Source organism: Streptomyces sp. NPDC046716 (genome assembly GCF_040645755.1).
Taxonomy (GTDB): domain Bacteria; phylum Actinomycetota; class Actinomycetes; order Streptomycetales; family Streptomycetaceae; genus Streptomyces.
The window spans coordinates 80,831-96,446 of the sequence record NZ_JBEYYU010000025.1 but is presented as its reverse complement, the minus strand read 5'-3'; the positions used below and the strand labels follow the sequence as shown (position 1 = coordinate 96,446).

Below are 15,616 nucleotides of genomic sequence, written 5' to 3'. Positions count from 1 at the left end.
GGAACCGAACAGGCCGCTCGCTGCTTAGACCTGACGAGTGGGCACCCTCCGGCCCCCGTATCTGCCCGGACCGGCGCACCGTTGTAGGGACATGACCTCAACTCGACGCGCCATGACCGCTGTCCTGCTCGCCGTCGGTGCCACCGCGATCGCGGTGCCCACCGCCGGCGCCGCTCCCCTTCCGCTTCCGCTGGCCGGTGACGGCGAAGCCATCTCCCCGACCCAGACGCTCGACTCGGTGTCGACGATGGCGATCCCGGAGGAGCGGCGCGCGGGAGTGCCAAGCACCACGGCCCAGCTCGGCGGGCTCAACCGGCTGAACGAACTGCACCAGCTCACCGACCTCGTGGCGCCGGTGACGAACGCGCTGCCCTCGGTCCAGTAGGACCCAGTAGGGCACCGCGACACGACGACGGCGGCGGATCGAGAGGATCCGCCGCCGTCGTCGTGCCCGGGGCCGCGAGAGGGGCAGCCGCACACGGCGACTGCCCCCTCAGGTCCTTCAGTGGTTCGCGGCACCGTTGCCGGACAGAACCGGGATGTCGTCCAGGACGTGCGACAGCGGCTCGTCGCCCTTGGCCTGGGTGGAGTTCTCGGTGCACTGCTGGTTCTGCGGGGCCGACAGGACCGGGATGTCCTGGAGCGACACCGGCACCACGCCGACGAGCGAGCCGACGTTGGCCTTCGCGGGCAGACCGATGCAGGGCTTGTTCAGCGAGCCCTGGACGAGGCCGAGCTGCGGGCTCATGTCGCCGTGGGTCGCGGAGTTCCCGTACGCCTGCTCCGCACCGTTGCCGCTGATGGACGTCGTGCCGCCGTCGTCACCGATGGCCAGCGCCTGCGGGGCGGCCACGGCCGACAGACCGGCGACGGACACGGCGAGCGTTGCGGAGGCCCACAGCTTCTGCTTCATGTGTTTTCCCTTCACTGAACGAACTCCGGTTGCGGAGCCACACTTGACCAACTGATGAGGAATCGGACAGTTTCGGAGCGCGACCCGTTCGGCCCAGCGCCTCCCGCGTCTCACGTCACGCGCAGGCGTACTTGTCGCCGCGCACGATGGGCTGCTCCTGGAGGCGCGGCGGGTCGGGAAGCTTGGTCCCGGAGCCGGGTGCGGTCGCCTGGCGGTCCTCGCGGAGCGTCGTGAAGAGCCGGTCGGCGCGCTCCTGGTCCCAGCGCAGCGTGGAGCCCACGTTCGGGATCAGCTCGTTGAACCCGGCGATGGGCACCGTCCCGAACTCCATGTCCTTGAGCGGGATGCGCCGCAGCTCCCGGGCGAGGGAGACGAGATCGGAGGCGCTGAAGCCCTGGTCGACCGAGGCCGAGCCGAGCAGCGTCCGGGCCAGGCCCGCCGCCTTCGCCGGGTCGGCGAGGGTCTTCTTCAGCCCGGCGCCGCGCAGCGCGTTGACCAGGAACCGCTGCTGCCGCTGTACGCGTCCCAGGTCGGCGCTGCTGTCCAGATGGCGCGAGCGCACGTACTGAAGGGACGGTCCCCCGGCGAGGTGGTGCCGCCCGGGGGCGAGGTTCAGCTTCGTGGCCGAGTCCGAGAGCCGGCGCTCGGTGCACACGGTCACACCGTCGACGGCGTCGACGCCGTCGACGAACCGGCGGAAGTCGATCTGCAGGAAGTGATCGACGCGCAGCCCGGTCATGGATTCGACCGTCGCCACGGCGAGCGGTGCGCCGCCCTCCGCGTACGCGGCGTTGATCTTCGCCGGGTGCGCCTCGCGGGGCGTGCCGTCGGGCTCCTCGTACGCGGGGATCTCCGCGTACGAGTCGCGCGGCAGGCTGATCACGCTGACCCGGTCGTGCTTCTGCGACAGATGGACGAGCATCATCGAGTCACTGCAATTGCAGGCGACGCCGCCGGCGTGAAATTTCTCTTTCTCCGCACGCGTGATGGTGTCGCGGCTGTCCGTTCCCATCAGGAGAATATTGGTGCCGCTGCCACCGGCGGGACGATTCTTCAGGCCGCTGAAGGCATCCACCTGCGTGGGCAGAGCGGCACCCGCGACCTGTCCGGCCGCGACACCGGAAAAGGCCAGAAATCCAAGCGCGAGAGCGCCGATCGCCAGCCTGTTGCGGCCGCCCTGAAGAAACCTTTTCCTCAACGTGACTCTCCACTGCGAAGGGGTCGATGCGTGAGGATCGTAGGCACATCCTCATTTCCCCTCCGGGCAGCCCGCGCACGCCGGGGCGAAAATAACTCTTTCGCCGCACGGGCCGGAAAAGGCGTTGGGCCGCCGAAAAATCGGCGGCCCAACGGAAATGCACGGTGCGTCAGTTGTTGCCGGCGCCGTTGCCGGAAAGAACCGGGATGTCGTCCAGGACGTGCGACAGCGGCTCGTCGCCCTTGGCCTGGGTCGAGTTCTCCGTGCACTGCTGGTTCTGCGGGGCCGACAGGACCGGGATGTCCTGGAGCGACACCGGCACCACGCCGACGAGCGAACCGGCGTTGACCTTGGCCGGCAGACCGACACAGGGCTTGTTGAGCGAGCCCTGGATGAGCGCCATCTGCGGGCTCATGCTGCCGTAGGTGGCGGAGTTGCCGTACGCCTGCTCGGCGCCGTTGCCGCTGAGCGAGGTGGTGCCACCGTCGTTGCCGATCGCCATCGCGGGCGCAGCCACGGCCGCCGAGACACCGACGACGGAGGCGGCGACCGCTGCGGCAGCCATAGCCTTCTTCATCATGGGAGGTTCCCCTTCATTTGCGTTCTGGGAGCACCATGAACAACTCCGTTTCTTCGGATCGGTTGTCCACGTTCACCCGGACGGGGGCTCGGCCCGGAGCAGAATAAATGACTATCGGACCCATCGCGGACCCTGATGCGGCGGGGCGGTCCACGGGCAAACGAGTGAACCTGAAGAACTATTCGCGGCCACCCGGAGTTGATTCCTTCGCAGCAAACCGGTGCCTGTCAGAAAAGGAACACATCAATGCTCAAGAAGGCTATGGCTGCCGCAGCAGTCGCCGTTTCCGTCGTCGGCGTCTCCGCGGCCGCCGCCCCGTCGGCCCTCGCCCTCGGTGACGACGGCGGTACCACCTCGCTCAGCGGCAACGACGCGAAGCAGGCCTTCGGCAACTCCATGACCGAGGGCGACATGAGCCCGCAGCTCGGCCTGGTCCAGGGGTCGCTGAACAAGCCCTGCATCGGCCTGCCGGCGAAGGCCAACGTCGGTTCGCTGGTCGGCGTCGTGCCGGTCGCCGTCCAGGACATCCCGATCCTGTCGGCCCCGCAGAACCAGCAGTGCACGGAGAACTCGACCCAGGCCAAGGGCGACGAGCCGCTGTCGCACATCCTGAGCGACATCCCGGTCCTGTCCGGCAACGGTGTCGCGAACGGCTGATCGGCCGCCGCACGCTGAGCTCGGGCCGCCCGCTTCCTCGGATCGCGGGCGGCCCGGGCTTTTTTTGTGCCCGAATGGCCGCACCCTTTCATCAATTAAGCGGGGACACAGTTTCCTCACCCGCGGTGCCTCGTTTTCCTTCGCGAGGGCCGGGCGAGAAAGTGATCCCCTTTCGAACTGGCTCCTCATTCATATTTCTCGGAAATAAGGAGAGAGACATGTCTCTGAAGAAGAGCGCCACCGTCGTCGCCGGCGTCATCATGGCCTTCGGCATGGCCGCCCCCGCGTTCGCCGACGCCGGCGCCGAGGGTGCGGCCGTGGGCTCCCCGGGCGTCCTGTCCGGCAACGTCGTGCAGGTCCCGGTCCACGTGCCGGTCAACGTCTGCGGCAACAGCGTCAACGTCATCGCGCTGCTGAACCCGGCCTTCGGCAACAGCTGCGCCAACGTCTGAAATACCCCGGCACTCAGCCACCGGCCGACCCTGGACACCCTCGGGATCCAGGGTCGGCCGCGCTTTCGAGCACTTTCCAGCACGACGCCCAGCAGGAAGGGAAACGCATTGAGGCAGGCACTGAAGATCGGTGTCGTGGCCGCCGCGGCGGCGACGGGCATGCTCTCCATGCCCGGCGCCAGCGCCGCGGCCCTGACCGGTGACGAGGGGGACGCCGGCGCGTCCGCCTCCGCGGCCGACACGGGGGCGCACGACGACCACGGGTACGGCGACACGTCCGAGTCGGAGACCACGGCGAACTCCCCGGGTCTGCTGTCGGGGAACTCGGTGCAGGCCCCCGTGGACATCGGCCTGAACCTCTGCGGGAACACCGCCGACGTGGTCGGCGCGCTCAACCCGACGACGGGCAACGCCTGCGCGGGCTCCGGTGACGCGTCGGCCGCCCCCGCGCCCGTCGAGGAGCACCTTCCGCCCGCGCCGCCCGCGACGCCGAGCACGCCCGTCGCCCCCGCGCCGCCCGTGGCGCCGAGCACCCCCGCGCAGCCGCCGGCCGACCGGTCCGTGCCGAACGCTCCGCAGGTCTCCGTGCCGCAGCCGGGGCCGGGGCGGGAGGCGCTGTCGCCGATGGCGGCCGACGTCCGGGTGCCGGAGGCGCGTGACCGGCTCGCCGACACGGGGGCCGACCCCAACCTGCTGGCCGCCGCGGCCGCCAGCGCCGGGCTGCTCGTCGGGGGCGGCATCCTGTACCGCAGGGCGAACACCACGAGGCGCTGAGTGCCGGAAGGGCCGCGTGCCGGGTCGGGAAGAACTGCGCGAGAGCTCTTCCCGACCCTCGGAGGAAGCCGCGGACTCGGGCCGCCTCCCCACGGCGTGACGCCGACGGCTGGGAGGAAGGCGGCGACGCGGCGGTTCTCATGAAGGCGACCAGTGGACCACCGCCGGTTCCCCCCTGCGGAACCGGTTCACCCGTTCGCACGCAACGTCACCCCAACGGGCCACCGGCCCCCGGCCGCCCGCCGTCGGCCACCGCCGCGCCGACCGTCTCCGGGGCGTGCCGCCTGCCCCCGGGGATCTCCGGGCCGCCCCGCCACGGCTGCCGCCCGAGATGCCGCTCGACCCCGTCGACCAGCGCCGGCGCCGTGTAGGACGCCCCGTGGACGAACCGCATCGCGGGACCGAAGTCGGCGGCGGTGACCAGACCCGCGAGGAAGAGCCCGGGGTAGGCGGACGCGAAGCCCCGGCCCACCCGCGGCGGGCCCCCGGGGTCCGGCGCGAGCGAATTCCGCAGCCGGGGCGCGAGCACCGTCATCCGGGCACAGCTCGCCTCGAAGCCCGTGGCCGCGATGACGTGATCGGTCGTGAACTCCTCCACGTCCGCCCCCGTCCCCGCGGTGCGCACCCGCACCCGCCCCGCCGCGGGCCGGGCCTCCACGATCGTCCGCCCGAGCCGGATGTCGATGCCCGCCGCCGCCACCCGGTCCCTGACCCACCACGCGCCCGCGGGGCCCAGCGCCGTCGCGGAGATGCCGGCCCGGGTGCGGTCGGGCAGCCGGCGGAAGGCGCCCGGCCGCTCCGCGTAGAACCAGTTGCGCCAGCCGCAGCCGAGGCCGCTGTGCGGTGCGCGCAGGCTCTTCCACCAGGGGCGCTCCCAGGGCGGCGGGGTGTCGTTCCAGGCAAGTTCGGGGGCGCGGGCGACGAGCCGGACCCGGGTCGACTGCTCGGCGAGCAGCGCCGCGGTCTCCAGGGCCGCCTGGCCGCCGCCGACCACGGTCACGTCGGCCCCGGCGAAGCGGTCCAGGTCGCTGTGGCCGCTGCTGTGCGTGACGTGATCCCCCGTCAGCCCGCGCAGGGCTTCCGGGAGATTCAGGTACGGCAGCACTCCGGTGGCCAGGGCGACGGCCCGGGCGCGCAGGAGTTCGCCGTCCTCGGTCTCCAGGGTGAAGCCCTCGGGCCCGCGTCGATCCGCGTCACCATCCGCTCGTCCAGGTGCGACACCGCCCGGCGCGCGAACCACAGTCCGTACTCCGCGAACGTCTCCACGGGGATGGGGTGGCCGTGCCGCGCGGTCGTGCCGATGCCCGCGCAGTACTGCTCCAGGCGGAAGGCCGAGCCGGGCGCGGAGAGGTTCGAGGCCCAGGGCTCCGACTTGAGGAACATGCCGCGGGGCATGGCGTCTCGCCACGACTCCATCGGCCTGCCGAGGACCGCGGTGCGCAGTCCCCTGGCCTCGGCGTGCGCGGCGATGGACAGGCCGTAGGGGCCCGCCCCCACGATCAGCAGGTCGTACATCAGCAGCTCGCCTTTCGTTCGGTCTCGGTGGCGCGGGCGGCGACAGGAGGTTCGGTGCGGTGGCCGGGGAGGGCGGCGGGCGCCGGAGCGGACCGGCGCAGCAGCCGGCGCAGCGCGTGCCGGGACCACTCGGCGGCCATGTGCCGTGCGGGTGCCGGGTCGTCCGGGGCGTGCCAGGCCAGTTCGCGCGGCGGGGCGGACGCCAGGGCCCTGAGCGCGGAGAGCGGCGCGTAGTTCTCGACGACGAAGGTGCGCCCCGGCAGGGCGCGTCCGGCGGGCAGCCGCTGGTGCGTCAGGTCCAGGTACTGGGCCCGTACGACGTCCAGGCCGTCGGCGTCCGCGAACAGCCGGAACTGCGCTCCCGGCCGGGGGTTGAAGTCCAGCAGGCAGTACCGGCCCGTCTCCGGGTCGATCCTGAAGTCGATGTCGAAGATGCCCCGGTAGCCCAGCTCCGCGACCAGGCGTTCGACCATGGCCCGGAGTTCGGGGACCGGGGTCCAGCGGCCCACCGCGGTCAGCCCCGCACCGCGCGGCCAGGCCCGGTGCTTGCTCCCCGAGCCGCCGCCGTGCAGCCGGCCGTGCCCGTCGGCGTACCCGTGGCAGAACCAGTCGCCGCCGCCGGGCGCGAGGTGCTTCTGGAGGAGCAGGGCGCTGCCGGTTCCCAGGCCCCTGCGGTACAGGCTCCTGGCCTCGTGCGGGGTGCTGATCAGGCTGGTGCTGCGCAGACCGGCGTCCGGGGGCAGCAGCCACGGGCGGCTCCACTTGGCCACGACGGGCGTGCCGAGGTCGCCGACCGCGGCGGCCGCCTCCGACTCGTCGCGCGGCTCCACCGTGGCCGGGTGGGCGATGCCCGCGCTGCGGCAGAGCCCGGGCAGGAGCGCCTTGTCGGCGACGCGTTCGGCCAAGTGGCCCGGCTGTTCCGGCAGGAGGAACGTCCCGGTCAGCGCCTCGCCCAGCCGGCTCACCGCGATGGCCCCGGCGTCGTCCATCGGGATCAGCACCGCCGGGCGGGCGATCCGGGCCGCGATCCGCCGCAGGGCCGCGGCGATCTCGGCCGGCGGGGCCCCGGGCGGCGGTGGCGGATGCATCTGGCTGACGAAGCGTGAGCGGGCGACCGGGCTGCGGTCAGCCTCGGCCGCCACGTGGACCTCCACGCCGCACCGCCCGAGGGAGCGCACCGCCCCGAGGGTGCCGTGGTGGAAGGGGTTGGGATCGATCCTCAGCAGCACCACCGGGACAGAGGGGTCGAGCACGTGTCGATTCCTTCCAGGAGTTGCGTGAACTAGCCCGCGAGGGTGACGGGGAACGGCCATCGGTGGGTCCCCGATTGGCGCATTGGGCATATATATGACTGATTGTCAGAAATGGAGCGATCGCACACGAGGAGCAAGGCATGGCCGCAGAACGCCGTTGGACGAAGAACAGACGACTTCCGCTGATCACCGCGGGGGTCCTGGTCTCGCTGGTCGTGGCGTCGGGATCCGTGACCACGGAGTCAGCGGACGCCAGTCCGCGCCCCGACCCGACCCCGACCACCGGATCGGGCCCCGTCCCGTGGTGGCCGTCAGGATCGGACGAACCGAGCCCCGCGGTCCCGGTACCGGCCGCCGCGAGCGACCCGCCCGCGCCGGAGCCGAGCGCCTCGGCGAGCCAGGACCCGGTCCCGTCCGCCACACCGACCGAGACCCCGTCCGCGTCCCCGTCCACGAGCCAGGAGCCCGGTACGGGCACGGACAAGCACCCCGCGTTCGGCGCCTACCTGGACTACGGGCCCCGGGGCGTGACCCGGATGGCGAAGCTGTCGGAGTGGCTGGGCGGAGCCGATCTGCGGGTCGGTCACACCTATCTGCCCGGTGACAGGTGGAGCAACATCGAGGGCGGCCAGGGGTTCCTGGACAGCTGGGCCGAGTGGCGCAAGGAGCGCGACGACCGGCTCTTCGTCCTCAACGTGCCGATGCTGGAGCGCAACGAGGAGGGCGTCCCGGACGCCGAGGTGCGCAAGCTGCTCCAGCAGGGCGCGCAGGGCGACTTCGACCAGCACTACCGGGCCCTGGCCGAACACCTGGTCGACCTGGACGTGCCGGACACCGTGGTGGTGCTCGGCTGGGAGATGAACGGCACCACGTACACCCACCGGTGCGGTCCCGACCCCGAGTCCTGGAAGAAGTACTGGAAACGGATCGTCACGGTGATGCGGTCGGTGCCGGGACAGAAGTTCCGCTTCGACTTCACCCCCAGCCGGGGCCGGGACGCCGTGCCGTGGACCGAGTGCTACCCCGGTGACGACGTCGTCGACATCGTCGGCATGGACTCGTACGACCAGCCGGAGAACAAGTCCTTCGACGAGCAGGTCTCCGAGCCGTACGGGCTCCAGGCCCAGATCGACTTCGCGGCGGAGCACAAGAAGCCGATCTCGTACCCGGAGTGGGGGCTCTTCCGCAACGGCGACAACGCCGAGTACATGAAGCGCATGCTCGACTGGATGGACGAGCACAAGCCGCTCTACAACACCCTGACGGACTACTGCCCGCACGGGGTGTGGCAGTGCGACAAGAACCCGAAGGCGTCGGCGGTCTACCGGGCGGCGCTGAGCGGCCGCGACAAGCCGACCGAACCCGTCAACCCGACCGAGCCGCCGCAGTGTTCGCCGGTCGACCTCGGCGACTGGATCGAGCACTGGCTCGGCGGGAAGCTGTGCCTGCGGTTCGACTGGTGGAAGCCCCGGTCCTGAACCGTCCGGCCCACTGAGCGCGATGGCGGCCGGTCCTCTACGTCGAGGGCCGGTCGTCACCGCGCTCCTTCCATGCCCGCCGCGCGGCTCTGGCCAGCGACCGGGCCCGTACGTCGGCGAGCAGTGCGGCCAGTTGCGGGGCCGAACCGGCCCGCGCCAGCAGCAGCCGCTGGTTGACCAGCCGCTCGGGCCGCCAGTGCAGCTTGTAGGGCTCGGTGCCGCGCAGCAGGCTCAGCACCCCGGCCGGGGAGCCGTCCTGGAGGTGCTGGGCGCAACTGCGCAGCAGCATCGTGGCGACGTCGATCTTCCGCTCCCGCAACTGCGGGTGCGCGCCGTAGAGATAGCCGCCCGCGAGCCGCGGCGAGACGAAGGTCAGGTCGGCGGCGACGACGGTGCCGTCCAGGGTGAACTCCGTGACGACGGCGTCGCCCGTCTCGGCCATGAGCGTGGCCGACCGGCTCAGATGCTCGGCGAACCGCGGCTTGACGTGCTCCGTCGTCACCTTCCGCTCCTGCCACTGCAACTGGTGCAGTTCGAGGAGCCTGCGCACCGACGCGCCGACCTCGGCCGGGGGCACCACCCGGCGCTCGATGCCGGTCGCGTCCAGCTTGCGCATCTTGGCCCGGGCCCGCTGCGCCCGCGGCCGGGGCAGCCGCTGCACCAGGTCGTCCATGGGCAGCGCGGGCAGTTCCAGGCACGCCGAGTCGTCGAGGCGGCGCCGCGGTCCGCGCCACCGGTCGTGCAGGGCCTCCACCGTGGAGCCGGGCCGCACCTCGCGGAAGTCGATGACGGCGGTGCGCGCGAGCCGCCACAGCCCGGCGCCGAGCGCGTCGAGCACGGCGTCGGTCCCGCCCGGCGGATCCGCGTCGACCAGGACGTCGCTGAAGTCGGAGATATCGGTGCCGAGCGGGGTCAGCGTCGGGAAGGGGCGCGACCGCCGCATGAGGGGCGCGGCCGCCACGAGGCGTCCGTCCTGGCGTACGAGGACGACGCGCAGCCGGCCCGCGCTGCCGTAGGACAGCCACCACGAGTGGAGCCAGGCGTGGCTCTGGAAGGGGGTCGCGGTCGCGCAGGCGCGGTGCAGCCGGTTCCACTCCTCGCGCAGCGCCCCGAACCCGGCCGTGTCCGCGCAGACCGAGACGACGGGGGCCGCCGCGCCGTTCGGCATCAGGCGCCCCGTGCCGCGGAGGCGGCCGCGGGTTCGCGCTCGGGCTCGGGCTCGGCGGGGGCCGGCACCGTGGCCGCCGCGACCTGGCCCGTGGTCCGGCGCGGCCTGGCCAGCAGGGCGAGCCCGCCGAGCAGGCCGCCCGCGCTGGCGCCGACCAGGGTGGTCAGGGCGGCGGACGGCGAGGACGGGTCGGTCGGCTTCACGGCCCGGGTGAAGCGCAGCAGCTCGACGTGGGTGTCGTCCTTGGTGTGGCTGGCGTTGGCGGTGAGCGCGCGGGCGACCGCGTTGGCCATCTCCATCGCCTGCGCGGGCCGCGCCGAGGACGCCGAGATCGCCACCATGGGCGCGTCCGGCGAGGTCTCCGCCCGCACGTTCGCCTGGAGCGTGCCGATGGGCACGCCCGCCGCGACCTGGGCGTCGCTGAGCACGGCGACCTGGGTGGCGACCCGGCTGTACGCCTGGGCGAAGCCGAGCGCGGACATCGAGTCGGACTCCCCGGTCGGCACGGCGATCACGTAGCTGGTCGCCGTGTACTGCGGGGTGCTGACCGCGCCGTACACCCCGCCGGCCAGCGCGCCGATCACGAGGCCCACGGGCAGCGGCCACCAGCGGGGCAGCCTCCTGGTCCGGGCGGCGGCGCGGGCGAGCGGGGCGCGCGGGGCACTCCTGTCCTGGGCGGTTTCGGTCATCACGTACTCACTCCTGAGGTCGGGGCGCCCGTGGCCGTCACGTACACGTCGTGGTGCAGTGCGGCGCTACGGGCGATGCTGTAGTGGAGAGCGGCCCGCGACGGCTGTCTGGCGCCGCCCGGTTCCTCGCGGACTCTTCGGATCTCACGGACGAACGAGGTGGTGTCACCCGGGACACGGACGGCGCGGGCCTGCGTGCCGGGCGGCAGGTCGTCGACCGCGGGGCAGGTCACGTAGAGCACCGGCAGCCCGCTGGCCTGCGCCTCCACCACGGCCAGGCCGAACGCCTCGTCGACGGAGGGGGAGGCGAGCAGGTCCATCGCGGACAGCAGCGCGGGCAGGTCGAGCTCACCGTCGGCGCGCTCCGCCGCCGTGTGCGGGCGCTCCCCGGCGAGGACGACGCGGCCGGCCGCTCCGGCGCGGTCCGCCGCCCGGCGCAGGGCCTCCTCCTGCGGGCCGGTGCCGACCAGCAGCAGGTGGACGTCGTCGGGGAGTTCGCGCAGCGCCTCGACGAGGACGTCGAACCGCTTGCCCTCGACCAGGCGTCCCACCCCGCCGACGACGAACGCGTCGGCGGGCAGTCCGAGGGCGGTCCGGGCGGCGGCCCGCGCCCCGGCGTCGAAGGCGAACCGCGGCACGTCCACGCCGTTGGGGACGATCCGCACCCGGTCCCGCGCCACGCCCCACGCGCCGAGCCGGTCGGCCACCGCCGGGGACACGGCGATGGTGGTGCGGCCCAGCCGCTCACCCGTCCGGTACAGGGCGCGCACCGAGCGGGTCAGCGGGCGGCCCTCGATCTGGGTGTCGCCGAGCGAGTGCTCGGTGGCGACGACCGCGCGGACCCCGGCGATCCTGGCCGCGATCCGGCCGTACAGGCAGGCCCGGTAGAGGTGGGTGTGGACGAGGTCGTAGCGGCCCTCGCGGATCAGCCGCACCAGGCGGGGCAGCGCGCGGCCGTCGCGGTTGCCCGCCATGCCGAGGTGGGTGACGCGCACCCCGTCGCGGCGCAGCGCGTCGGCGACCTGGCCCGGGTTGGTCAGCGTCACGACGTCGTGGGTGCCCGGCACATGGCGCAGCAGCAGCCGCAGTTGCTGTTCCGCGCCGCCCGCGCCCAGACCGGTGATGACGTGCAGCACCTTCACCGCGCGCACTCCCCGACCTGCCAGGGGCGCCGCAGCACCCGGTGGGCCCGGCGCTTGAGTTCGAGCCGCCACGGGGTGTCCCGCTGCCCCACGTAGACGCGCGGCATGGCGTGCACGCTGGTCAGCGGGCCCGGGGAGATGGCGCAGCCGTAGCGGTACCCGGCCCGGCGGACCGCCTCGACCGTCGCGGAGTCCACAAAGCCGTACGGGTAGCAGAAGCCGAGGACCTCGCCGCCGACGATCTCCTCGATCTGGGCCTTGCTGCGCTGGACCTCGGCCCGGCGCTCGTCCTCGTCCGTGTGGGTGAGGTCGACGTGCATCAGCCCGTGGGAGCCGATCTCCATGCCGGCCGCGGCCGCCTTCCTGATGCCCTGCGGGGTCAGGAGCGGCTTGCGCGGGCCCTCGGAGTCCCAGGCGTTCTCGCCGCCGAGCCGGCCCGCGAGGACGAAGACGGTGGCGGAGCACTCGTAGTGCCGCAGCAGCGGCAGCGCGTTCTCGACGAAGTCGCCGTAGCCGTCGTCGAAGGTGAGGCCGACGAGCCCGCGTCCCACGCCCCGGCTGCGGGCCCGCAGGAGTTCGGCGACGCTGACGCCGCGCAGCCCGCGCGAGCGCAGCCAGCGCAGTTGCTGCTGGAGCCGGTCGGGGGTGACGGTGACGTTGTACGGGTCGTCGGCGCAGTCGTCCACGGAGTGGTACATCGCCACCCAGGGAGAGCGTCCCGGCAGCCGTTCTCTCGATCTGAGTCCCGGGGTTTCCTGGAGCGCTGTTTCAACGGGCATGACGGAGCTTTCTGGTCGCGAAGCGGACGGCGGGCACGAAGGCCTGGACGTTCAGGGCCCACAGGAGCAGGCCGAAGACGGTCCCGACGGCCAGGCACCCGGCGGCGAGGGATCCCAGCGGCTGCCCGACCTGCGCCGCGCCCACCAGGCCGGCGGCCGTGGCGGCCACGGCCGCGAGCAGCGTCTTGCCGAGTTCGAGGAGCACCTTGGGCAGCCGGACGGGGACGCTGCGCCGGTCCATCGCCGTCAGCAGCAGGACGGCGGTGAACGTGATCCCGAGGGCGTTGGCCGCGGCGATCCCGGCGACGCCCCAGGTGCCGACGGTCAGGGTGCCGACACCGGCGGTGAGGGTCATCCCGAGCGCCATCGACACCACCGGGTACCAGGTGGGCCGGCCCGCGGAGAAGTAGGAGCGCACCAGCGCGCCGACGAGGCAGTGCCCGAGCAGGCCCAGCGAGTAGACGCGCATGATGGACGCGGTGGCGGCGGTGTCCGCGCCGGTGAACGCGCCGCGCTGGAACAGCAGTTGGATGATCTGCGGGGCGCAGGCGAACACCACGGCCGCGCCGGACAGCACGATGCAGGCGGCGAGCGCGACATCGCGCTCGACCCGGTCGCGGGCCCGCTCGATGTCACCGCGCGCCAGCGCCTTCGCCACCACGGGGAAGGTGACCGTGCACAGCATCAGGGAGAGCACCATCGGCAACTGCGCGACCTTCTGCGCGTAGTTGAGGTGCGAGATGGCCCCCGACGGCAGCGACGAGGCGAGGAAGCGCTCGATGAAGACCTGCGACTGCCGGCACAGCGCGAAGAGCAGCACGGTGGAGATCAGCATCATGTTCAGCGACTGCTTCTGCGGCGGCGCTGCGTCGTCGCCGTCATCGCGGAGCACCGGGCCCCCCGGGTCGGCGCGGGTCAGACAGCGGCGCAGCACCGGCGCCTGCACCAGCACCATCAGGCAGCCGCCCACCGCGACCCCGGCCGCCGCGGCGCGCACGCCCCAGCGGTCGGCGAGCACGAGGAGGGTGACGATGATGCCGGTGTTGTACGCGACGTAGATGGCGGCCGGGGCGAGATAGCTGCTGTGGGCGCGCAGCGCGGCGCTGCAGTACCCGGTGAGCCCGAAGGTCAGGACGCAGGTCGCGGTCAGCCGGGTGCAGTCGACGGCGAGCTGCGGATCGGGCAGGCCCGGGGCGAGCACCTCCACCAGTTGGGGCGCCCCGGCGATCAGGGCCAGGCCGGAGGCGAGGAAGGCGAGGGTCAGCCGGGGCAGCGAACCGGCCACCAGGGCCCGCACCGGGTCCTGCCCGGGGGAGCGGCGGCTGCCGCGCAGGGCGATCGCCGCGCTGAAGGCGGGGACGAGCATGAAGGCCAGCCCGTCCTCGATGAGGAGGGTCGCGGCCACCTCGGGCACCGTCCACGCCACCAGGAAGGCGTCCGTCTCGCTGCCCGCCCCGAAGAGGTGGGCCAGCGTCTGGTCGCGGACCAGGCCGAGCAGCGAACCGGCGGCGGACAGCACCGCCGTCAGGAGCGCGGCCCTGGCCAGGAACGTGCTCGACGAGCCGTGGGCGTCGCGGCCCGCGTCGGCCGTGGTCCGGGCCGTCGGCTGGGCCGGTACCGCGCGCGGGCGGACCGTCTCGTCGTCGCCCGCGGGAAGGGTCGGTTTCATCGCCCGGCCGCCGCCTCACGCTCGGCGGCGGGCGCCAGCGCCCACCACGCGGCCAGGCCGAACACGACGGAGGTGAGCACCGTGGAGGGCCCGCCGATGTCCGCGTACACGAAGTCGATCAGCTGCCAGACGAGCAGCCCGCAGGCGATGAGCGCGCAGTCGAGCCCGCCGGTCCCGCGGTGCGCCTTGGCGAGCCGCCGCACCCCGAGCACCAGCATCGCCAGCCACGCCCCCGCGATGGCGCACAGGCTGAGCAGCCCCTGCTCGCTGAGGACCAGGAGGTACATGTTGTGCGGCGAGAGCAGCGGCTGGCGGCGGAAGGACGCGCCGGCGCCGGCCACGTCGCTGCCCGCGGACAGGGCGAGGGAGGCGTGGCTGTCGCGGTAGGCGGGGAAGTTCTTCAGCCCCACGCCGGTGGCCGGGTGCTCCTCCCACATGTCGATCGCCGCGGCCCACATCGTGTACCGGTCCGTCACGGACTGGTCGGGCGCGGCGGTGACCTGCGTGATGCTGCTGAGCCGCTCCTGAAGCATCGAGGTGCCCACACCGAGGCCGCCGACGAGGACGACCGCCGCCGCGACCCCGATCGCCAGCAGCCGGGCGGCGCGGCGCAGTCCGGCGCAGACGATCTGGGCCACGCAGACCACGGCCGTCGCGATCCACGCGCCGCGGCTGAAGGAGAGCGCGAGCGGCACCACGAGCCCCGCCGCGCAGACCAGCGCGCCGATGCGCACCCGGGCCGTCCCGCCGCCGAGCGCCAGGGCGACCGCGCAGACGAGCCCGTACGCGACCACGGTGGACATGCCCATCACATCCGTGGCGCCGAAGGTGCCGACGGCCCGGATGTCCTCGCCCGCGTAGCTCGCGCCCGTCCCGGTCAGGTACTGGTAGACGCCGAGCGCGCCCTGCCACAGGCCGAGCGCCACCAGCCCCCAGGCGACGAGCCGGAAGTCGTTCCGGTCGCGTACGAGGATCAGCACGGCGGCCGGGACGAGCACCAGGATCTGGTAGTAACGCGCCATCCCCACCAGGGAGTCGGACACCGAGCCGGCGCCGAGCGCGGCCACCGCGACGGCGACGACGGGCAGCCCGAGCACGACGAGTGCGGTCCGGGTCAGCGGGCGCTGCCGGTGCCGCACGGCGCGGACCGCGCAGAAGATCACGACGAGACCGGAGACGGCGTCGGCGAGTGAGCCGGTGCCTCCGCTGCCCTCCTGTTCCGCGCCCGCGCCCAGGGGCAGCGCGAGCATCGCGATCAGCAGCAGGACCGGGAGCACCGGCCCGTGGCGGCGCAGCGCCCCGGTGAACGGGGGCGCGGGCGCGCCGGTGACGGCAGGGAGGACGGTCAC

At 73.1% G+C, this 15,616-nt stretch carries 15 protein-coding genes and 1 pseudogene; 5 read left to right on the top strand and 11 right to left on the bottom strand.

What is annotated here, in order from left to right:
* Positions 1 to 91 precede the first annotated feature (91 nt).
* Positions 92 to 385: a hypothetical protein gene (locus tag ABZ930_RS20330; RefSeq protein ID WP_361549560.1), complete on the top strand. Its 294-nt coding sequence runs from the start codon at positions 92 to 94 to the stop codon at positions 383 to 385.
* A gap of 117 nt (positions 386 to 502) precedes the next feature.
* On the opposite strand, the gene ABZ930_RS20325 is transcribed toward ABZ930_RS20330, so the two are convergent.
* From ABZ930_RS20325 to ABZ930_RS20315, 3 genes are all read right to left on the bottom strand, one after another.
* On the bottom strand, positions 503 to 913 hold the full coding sequence (locus ABZ930_RS20325) for a rodlin (protein WP_361549558.1): 411 nt from the start codon (positions 911 to 913) through the stop codon (positions 503 to 505).
* Positions 914 to 1,028: 115 nt separating this feature from the next.
* Positions 1,029 to 1,925 carry an LCP family protein gene (locus ABZ930_RS20320; protein ID WP_361549556.1) on the bottom strand — a complete coding sequence of 299 codons (897 nt, stop codon included), beginning with the start codon at positions 1,923 to 1,925 and terminating at the stop codon, positions 1,029 to 1,031.
* 355 nt (positions 1,926 to 2,280) lie between these two features.
* Positions 2,281 to 2,691 (bottom strand): rodlin, encoded by a 411-nt coding sequence (locus tag ABZ930_RS20315; RefSeq protein WP_361549554.1) that lies wholly within the window; start codon positions 2,689 to 2,691, stop codon positions 2,281 to 2,283.
* A gap of 246 nt (positions 2,692 to 2,937) precedes the next feature.
* Here ABZ930_RS20315 and ABZ930_RS20310 point away from each other — a divergent pair, with 246 nt between their 5' ends.
* From ABZ930_RS20310 to ABZ930_RS20300, 3 genes are all read left to right on the top strand, one after another.
* Positions 2,938 to 3,348, top strand: a complete 411-nt coding sequence (locus tag ABZ930_RS20310) for a rodlin (protein ID WP_361549552.1) — start codon at positions 2,938 to 2,940, stop codon at positions 3,346 to 3,348.
* Between the two features lie 224 nt (positions 3,349 to 3,572).
* The gene (gene chpD / locus ABZ930_RS20305) at positions 3,573 to 3,800 is read left to right on the top strand and encodes a chaplin ChpD (protein WP_361549600.1); all 228 of its coding nucleotides are present in this window, start codon (positions 3,573 to 3,575) and stop codon (positions 3,798 to 3,800) included.
* Between the two features lie 108 nt (positions 3,801 to 3,908).
* Positions 3,909 to 4,574 carry a chaplin gene (locus ABZ930_RS20300; protein WP_361549550.1) on the top strand — a complete coding sequence of 222 codons (666 nt, stop codon included), beginning with the start codon at positions 3,909 to 3,911 and terminating at the stop codon, positions 4,572 to 4,574.
* Positions 4,575 to 4,782: 208 nt separating this feature from the next.
* Here ABZ930_RS20300 and ABZ930_RS20295 read toward each other — a convergent pair.
* A pseudogene (locus tag ABZ930_RS20295) lies at positions 4,783 to 6,089 on the bottom strand (FAD-dependent oxidoreductase).
* The gene (locus ABZ930_RS20290) at positions 6,089 to 7,402 is read right to left on the bottom strand and encodes an ATP-grasp domain-containing protein (RefSeq protein WP_361549548.1); all 1,314 of its coding nucleotides are present in this window, start codon (positions 7,400 to 7,402) and stop codon (positions 6,089 to 6,091) included. The pseudogene ABZ930_RS20295 and the gene ABZ930_RS20290 overlap by 1 nt, the downstream one beginning before the upstream one ends.
* An 80-nt stretch (positions 7,403 to 7,482) precedes the next feature.
* Here ABZ930_RS20290 and ABZ930_RS20285 point away from each other — a divergent pair, with 80 nt between their 5' ends.
* On the top strand, positions 7,483 to 8,820 hold the full coding sequence (locus ABZ930_RS20285; protein ID WP_361549547.1) for a glycosyl hydrolase: 1,338 nt from the start codon (positions 7,483 to 7,485) through the stop codon (positions 8,818 to 8,820).
* 37 nt (positions 8,821 to 8,857) lie between these two features.
* On the opposite strand, the gene ABZ930_RS20280 is transcribed toward ABZ930_RS20285, so the two are convergent.
* From ABZ930_RS20280 to ABZ930_RS20255, 6 genes are read right to left on the bottom strand one after another with little or no spacing between them, the layout of a single operon-like run.
* Complete coding sequence (locus ABZ930_RS20280; protein ID WP_361549545.1) at positions 8,858 to 9,988, bottom strand: GNAT family N-acetyltransferase; 1,131 nt, start codon at positions 9,986 to 9,988, stop codon at positions 8,858 to 8,860.
* Positions 9,988 to 10,677: a lipopolysaccharide biosynthesis protein gene (locus ABZ930_RS20275; protein WP_361549543.1), complete on the bottom strand. Its 690-nt coding sequence runs from the start codon at positions 10,675 to 10,677 to the stop codon at positions 9,988 to 9,990. Before ABZ930_RS20275 ends, ABZ930_RS20280 begins: the two co-directional genes overlap by 1 nt.
* Positions 10,677 to 11,819 (bottom strand): glycosyltransferase, encoded by a 1,143-nt coding sequence (locus ABZ930_RS20270; RefSeq protein ID WP_361549541.1) that lies wholly within the window; start codon positions 11,817 to 11,819, stop codon positions 10,677 to 10,679. Before ABZ930_RS20270 ends, ABZ930_RS20275 begins: the two co-directional genes overlap by 1 nt.
* Complete coding sequence (locus ABZ930_RS20265) at positions 11,816 to 12,598, bottom strand: polysaccharide deacetylase family protein (RefSeq protein ID WP_361549539.1); 783 nt, start codon at positions 12,596 to 12,598, stop codon at positions 11,816 to 11,818. Before ABZ930_RS20265 ends, ABZ930_RS20270 begins: the two co-directional genes overlap by 4 nt.
* Positions 12,588 to 14,267: a lipid II flippase MurJ gene (locus tag ABZ930_RS20260; protein ID WP_361549537.1), complete on the bottom strand. Its 1,680-nt coding sequence runs from the start codon at positions 14,265 to 14,267 to the stop codon at positions 12,588 to 12,590. The genes ABZ930_RS20265 and ABZ930_RS20260 overlap by 11 nt, the downstream gene beginning before the upstream one ends.
* A complete protein-coding gene (locus tag ABZ930_RS20255; RefSeq protein ID WP_361549535.1) occupies positions 14,264 to 15,616 on the bottom strand; it encodes an O-antigen ligase family protein in 1,353 nt (450 codons plus the stop codon). The genes ABZ930_RS20260 and ABZ930_RS20255 overlap by 4 nt, the downstream gene beginning before the upstream one ends.

Bases quoted from the DNA above. Each gene is read 5' to 3' on its own strand.
- ABZ930_RS20315 (WP_361549554.1), bottom strand. From the start codon at position 2,691: ATGATGAAGAAGGCTATGGCTGCCGCAGCGGTCGCCGCCTCCGTCGTC.
- ABZ930_RS20260 (WP_361549537.1), bottom strand. From the start codon at position 14,267: ATGAAACCGACCCTTCCCGCGGGCGACGACGAGACGGTCCGCCCGCGC.
- ABZ930_RS20330 (WP_361549560.1), top strand. From the start codon at position 92: ATGACCTCAACTCGACGCGCCATGACCGCTGTCCTGCTCGCCGTCGGT.
- ABZ930_RS20285 (WP_361549547.1), top strand. From the start codon at position 7,483: ATGGCCGCAGAACGCCGTTGGACGAAGAACAGACGACTTCCGCTGATC.
- ABZ930_RS20280 (WP_361549545.1), bottom strand. From the start codon at position 9,988: ATGCCGAACGGCGCGGCGGCCCCCGTCGTCTCGGTCTGCGCGGACACG.
- ABZ930_RS20320 (WP_361549556.1), bottom strand. From the start codon at position 1,925: ATGGGAACGGACAGCCGCGACACCATCACGCGTGCGGAGAAAGAGAAA.
- ABZ930_RS20275 (WP_361549543.1), bottom strand. From the start codon at position 10,677: ATGACCGAAACCGCCCAGGACAGGAGTGCCCCGCGCGCCCCGCTCGCC.
- ABZ930_RS20325 (WP_361549558.1), bottom strand. From the start codon at position 913: ATGAAGCAGAAGCTGTGGGCCTCCGCAACGCTCGCCGTGTCCGTCGCC.
- ABZ930_RS20290 (WP_361549548.1), bottom strand. From the start codon at position 7,402: ATGGCCGTTCCCCGTCACCCTCGCGGGCTAGTTCACGCAACTCCTGGA.
- ABZ930_RS20265 (WP_361549539.1), bottom strand. From the start codon at position 12,598: ATGCCCGTTGAAACAGCGCTCCAGGAAACCCCGGGACTCAGATCGAGA.
- ABZ930_RS20310 (WP_361549552.1), top strand. From the start codon at position 2,938: ATGCTCAAGAAGGCTATGGCTGCCGCAGCAGTCGCCGTTTCCGTCGTC.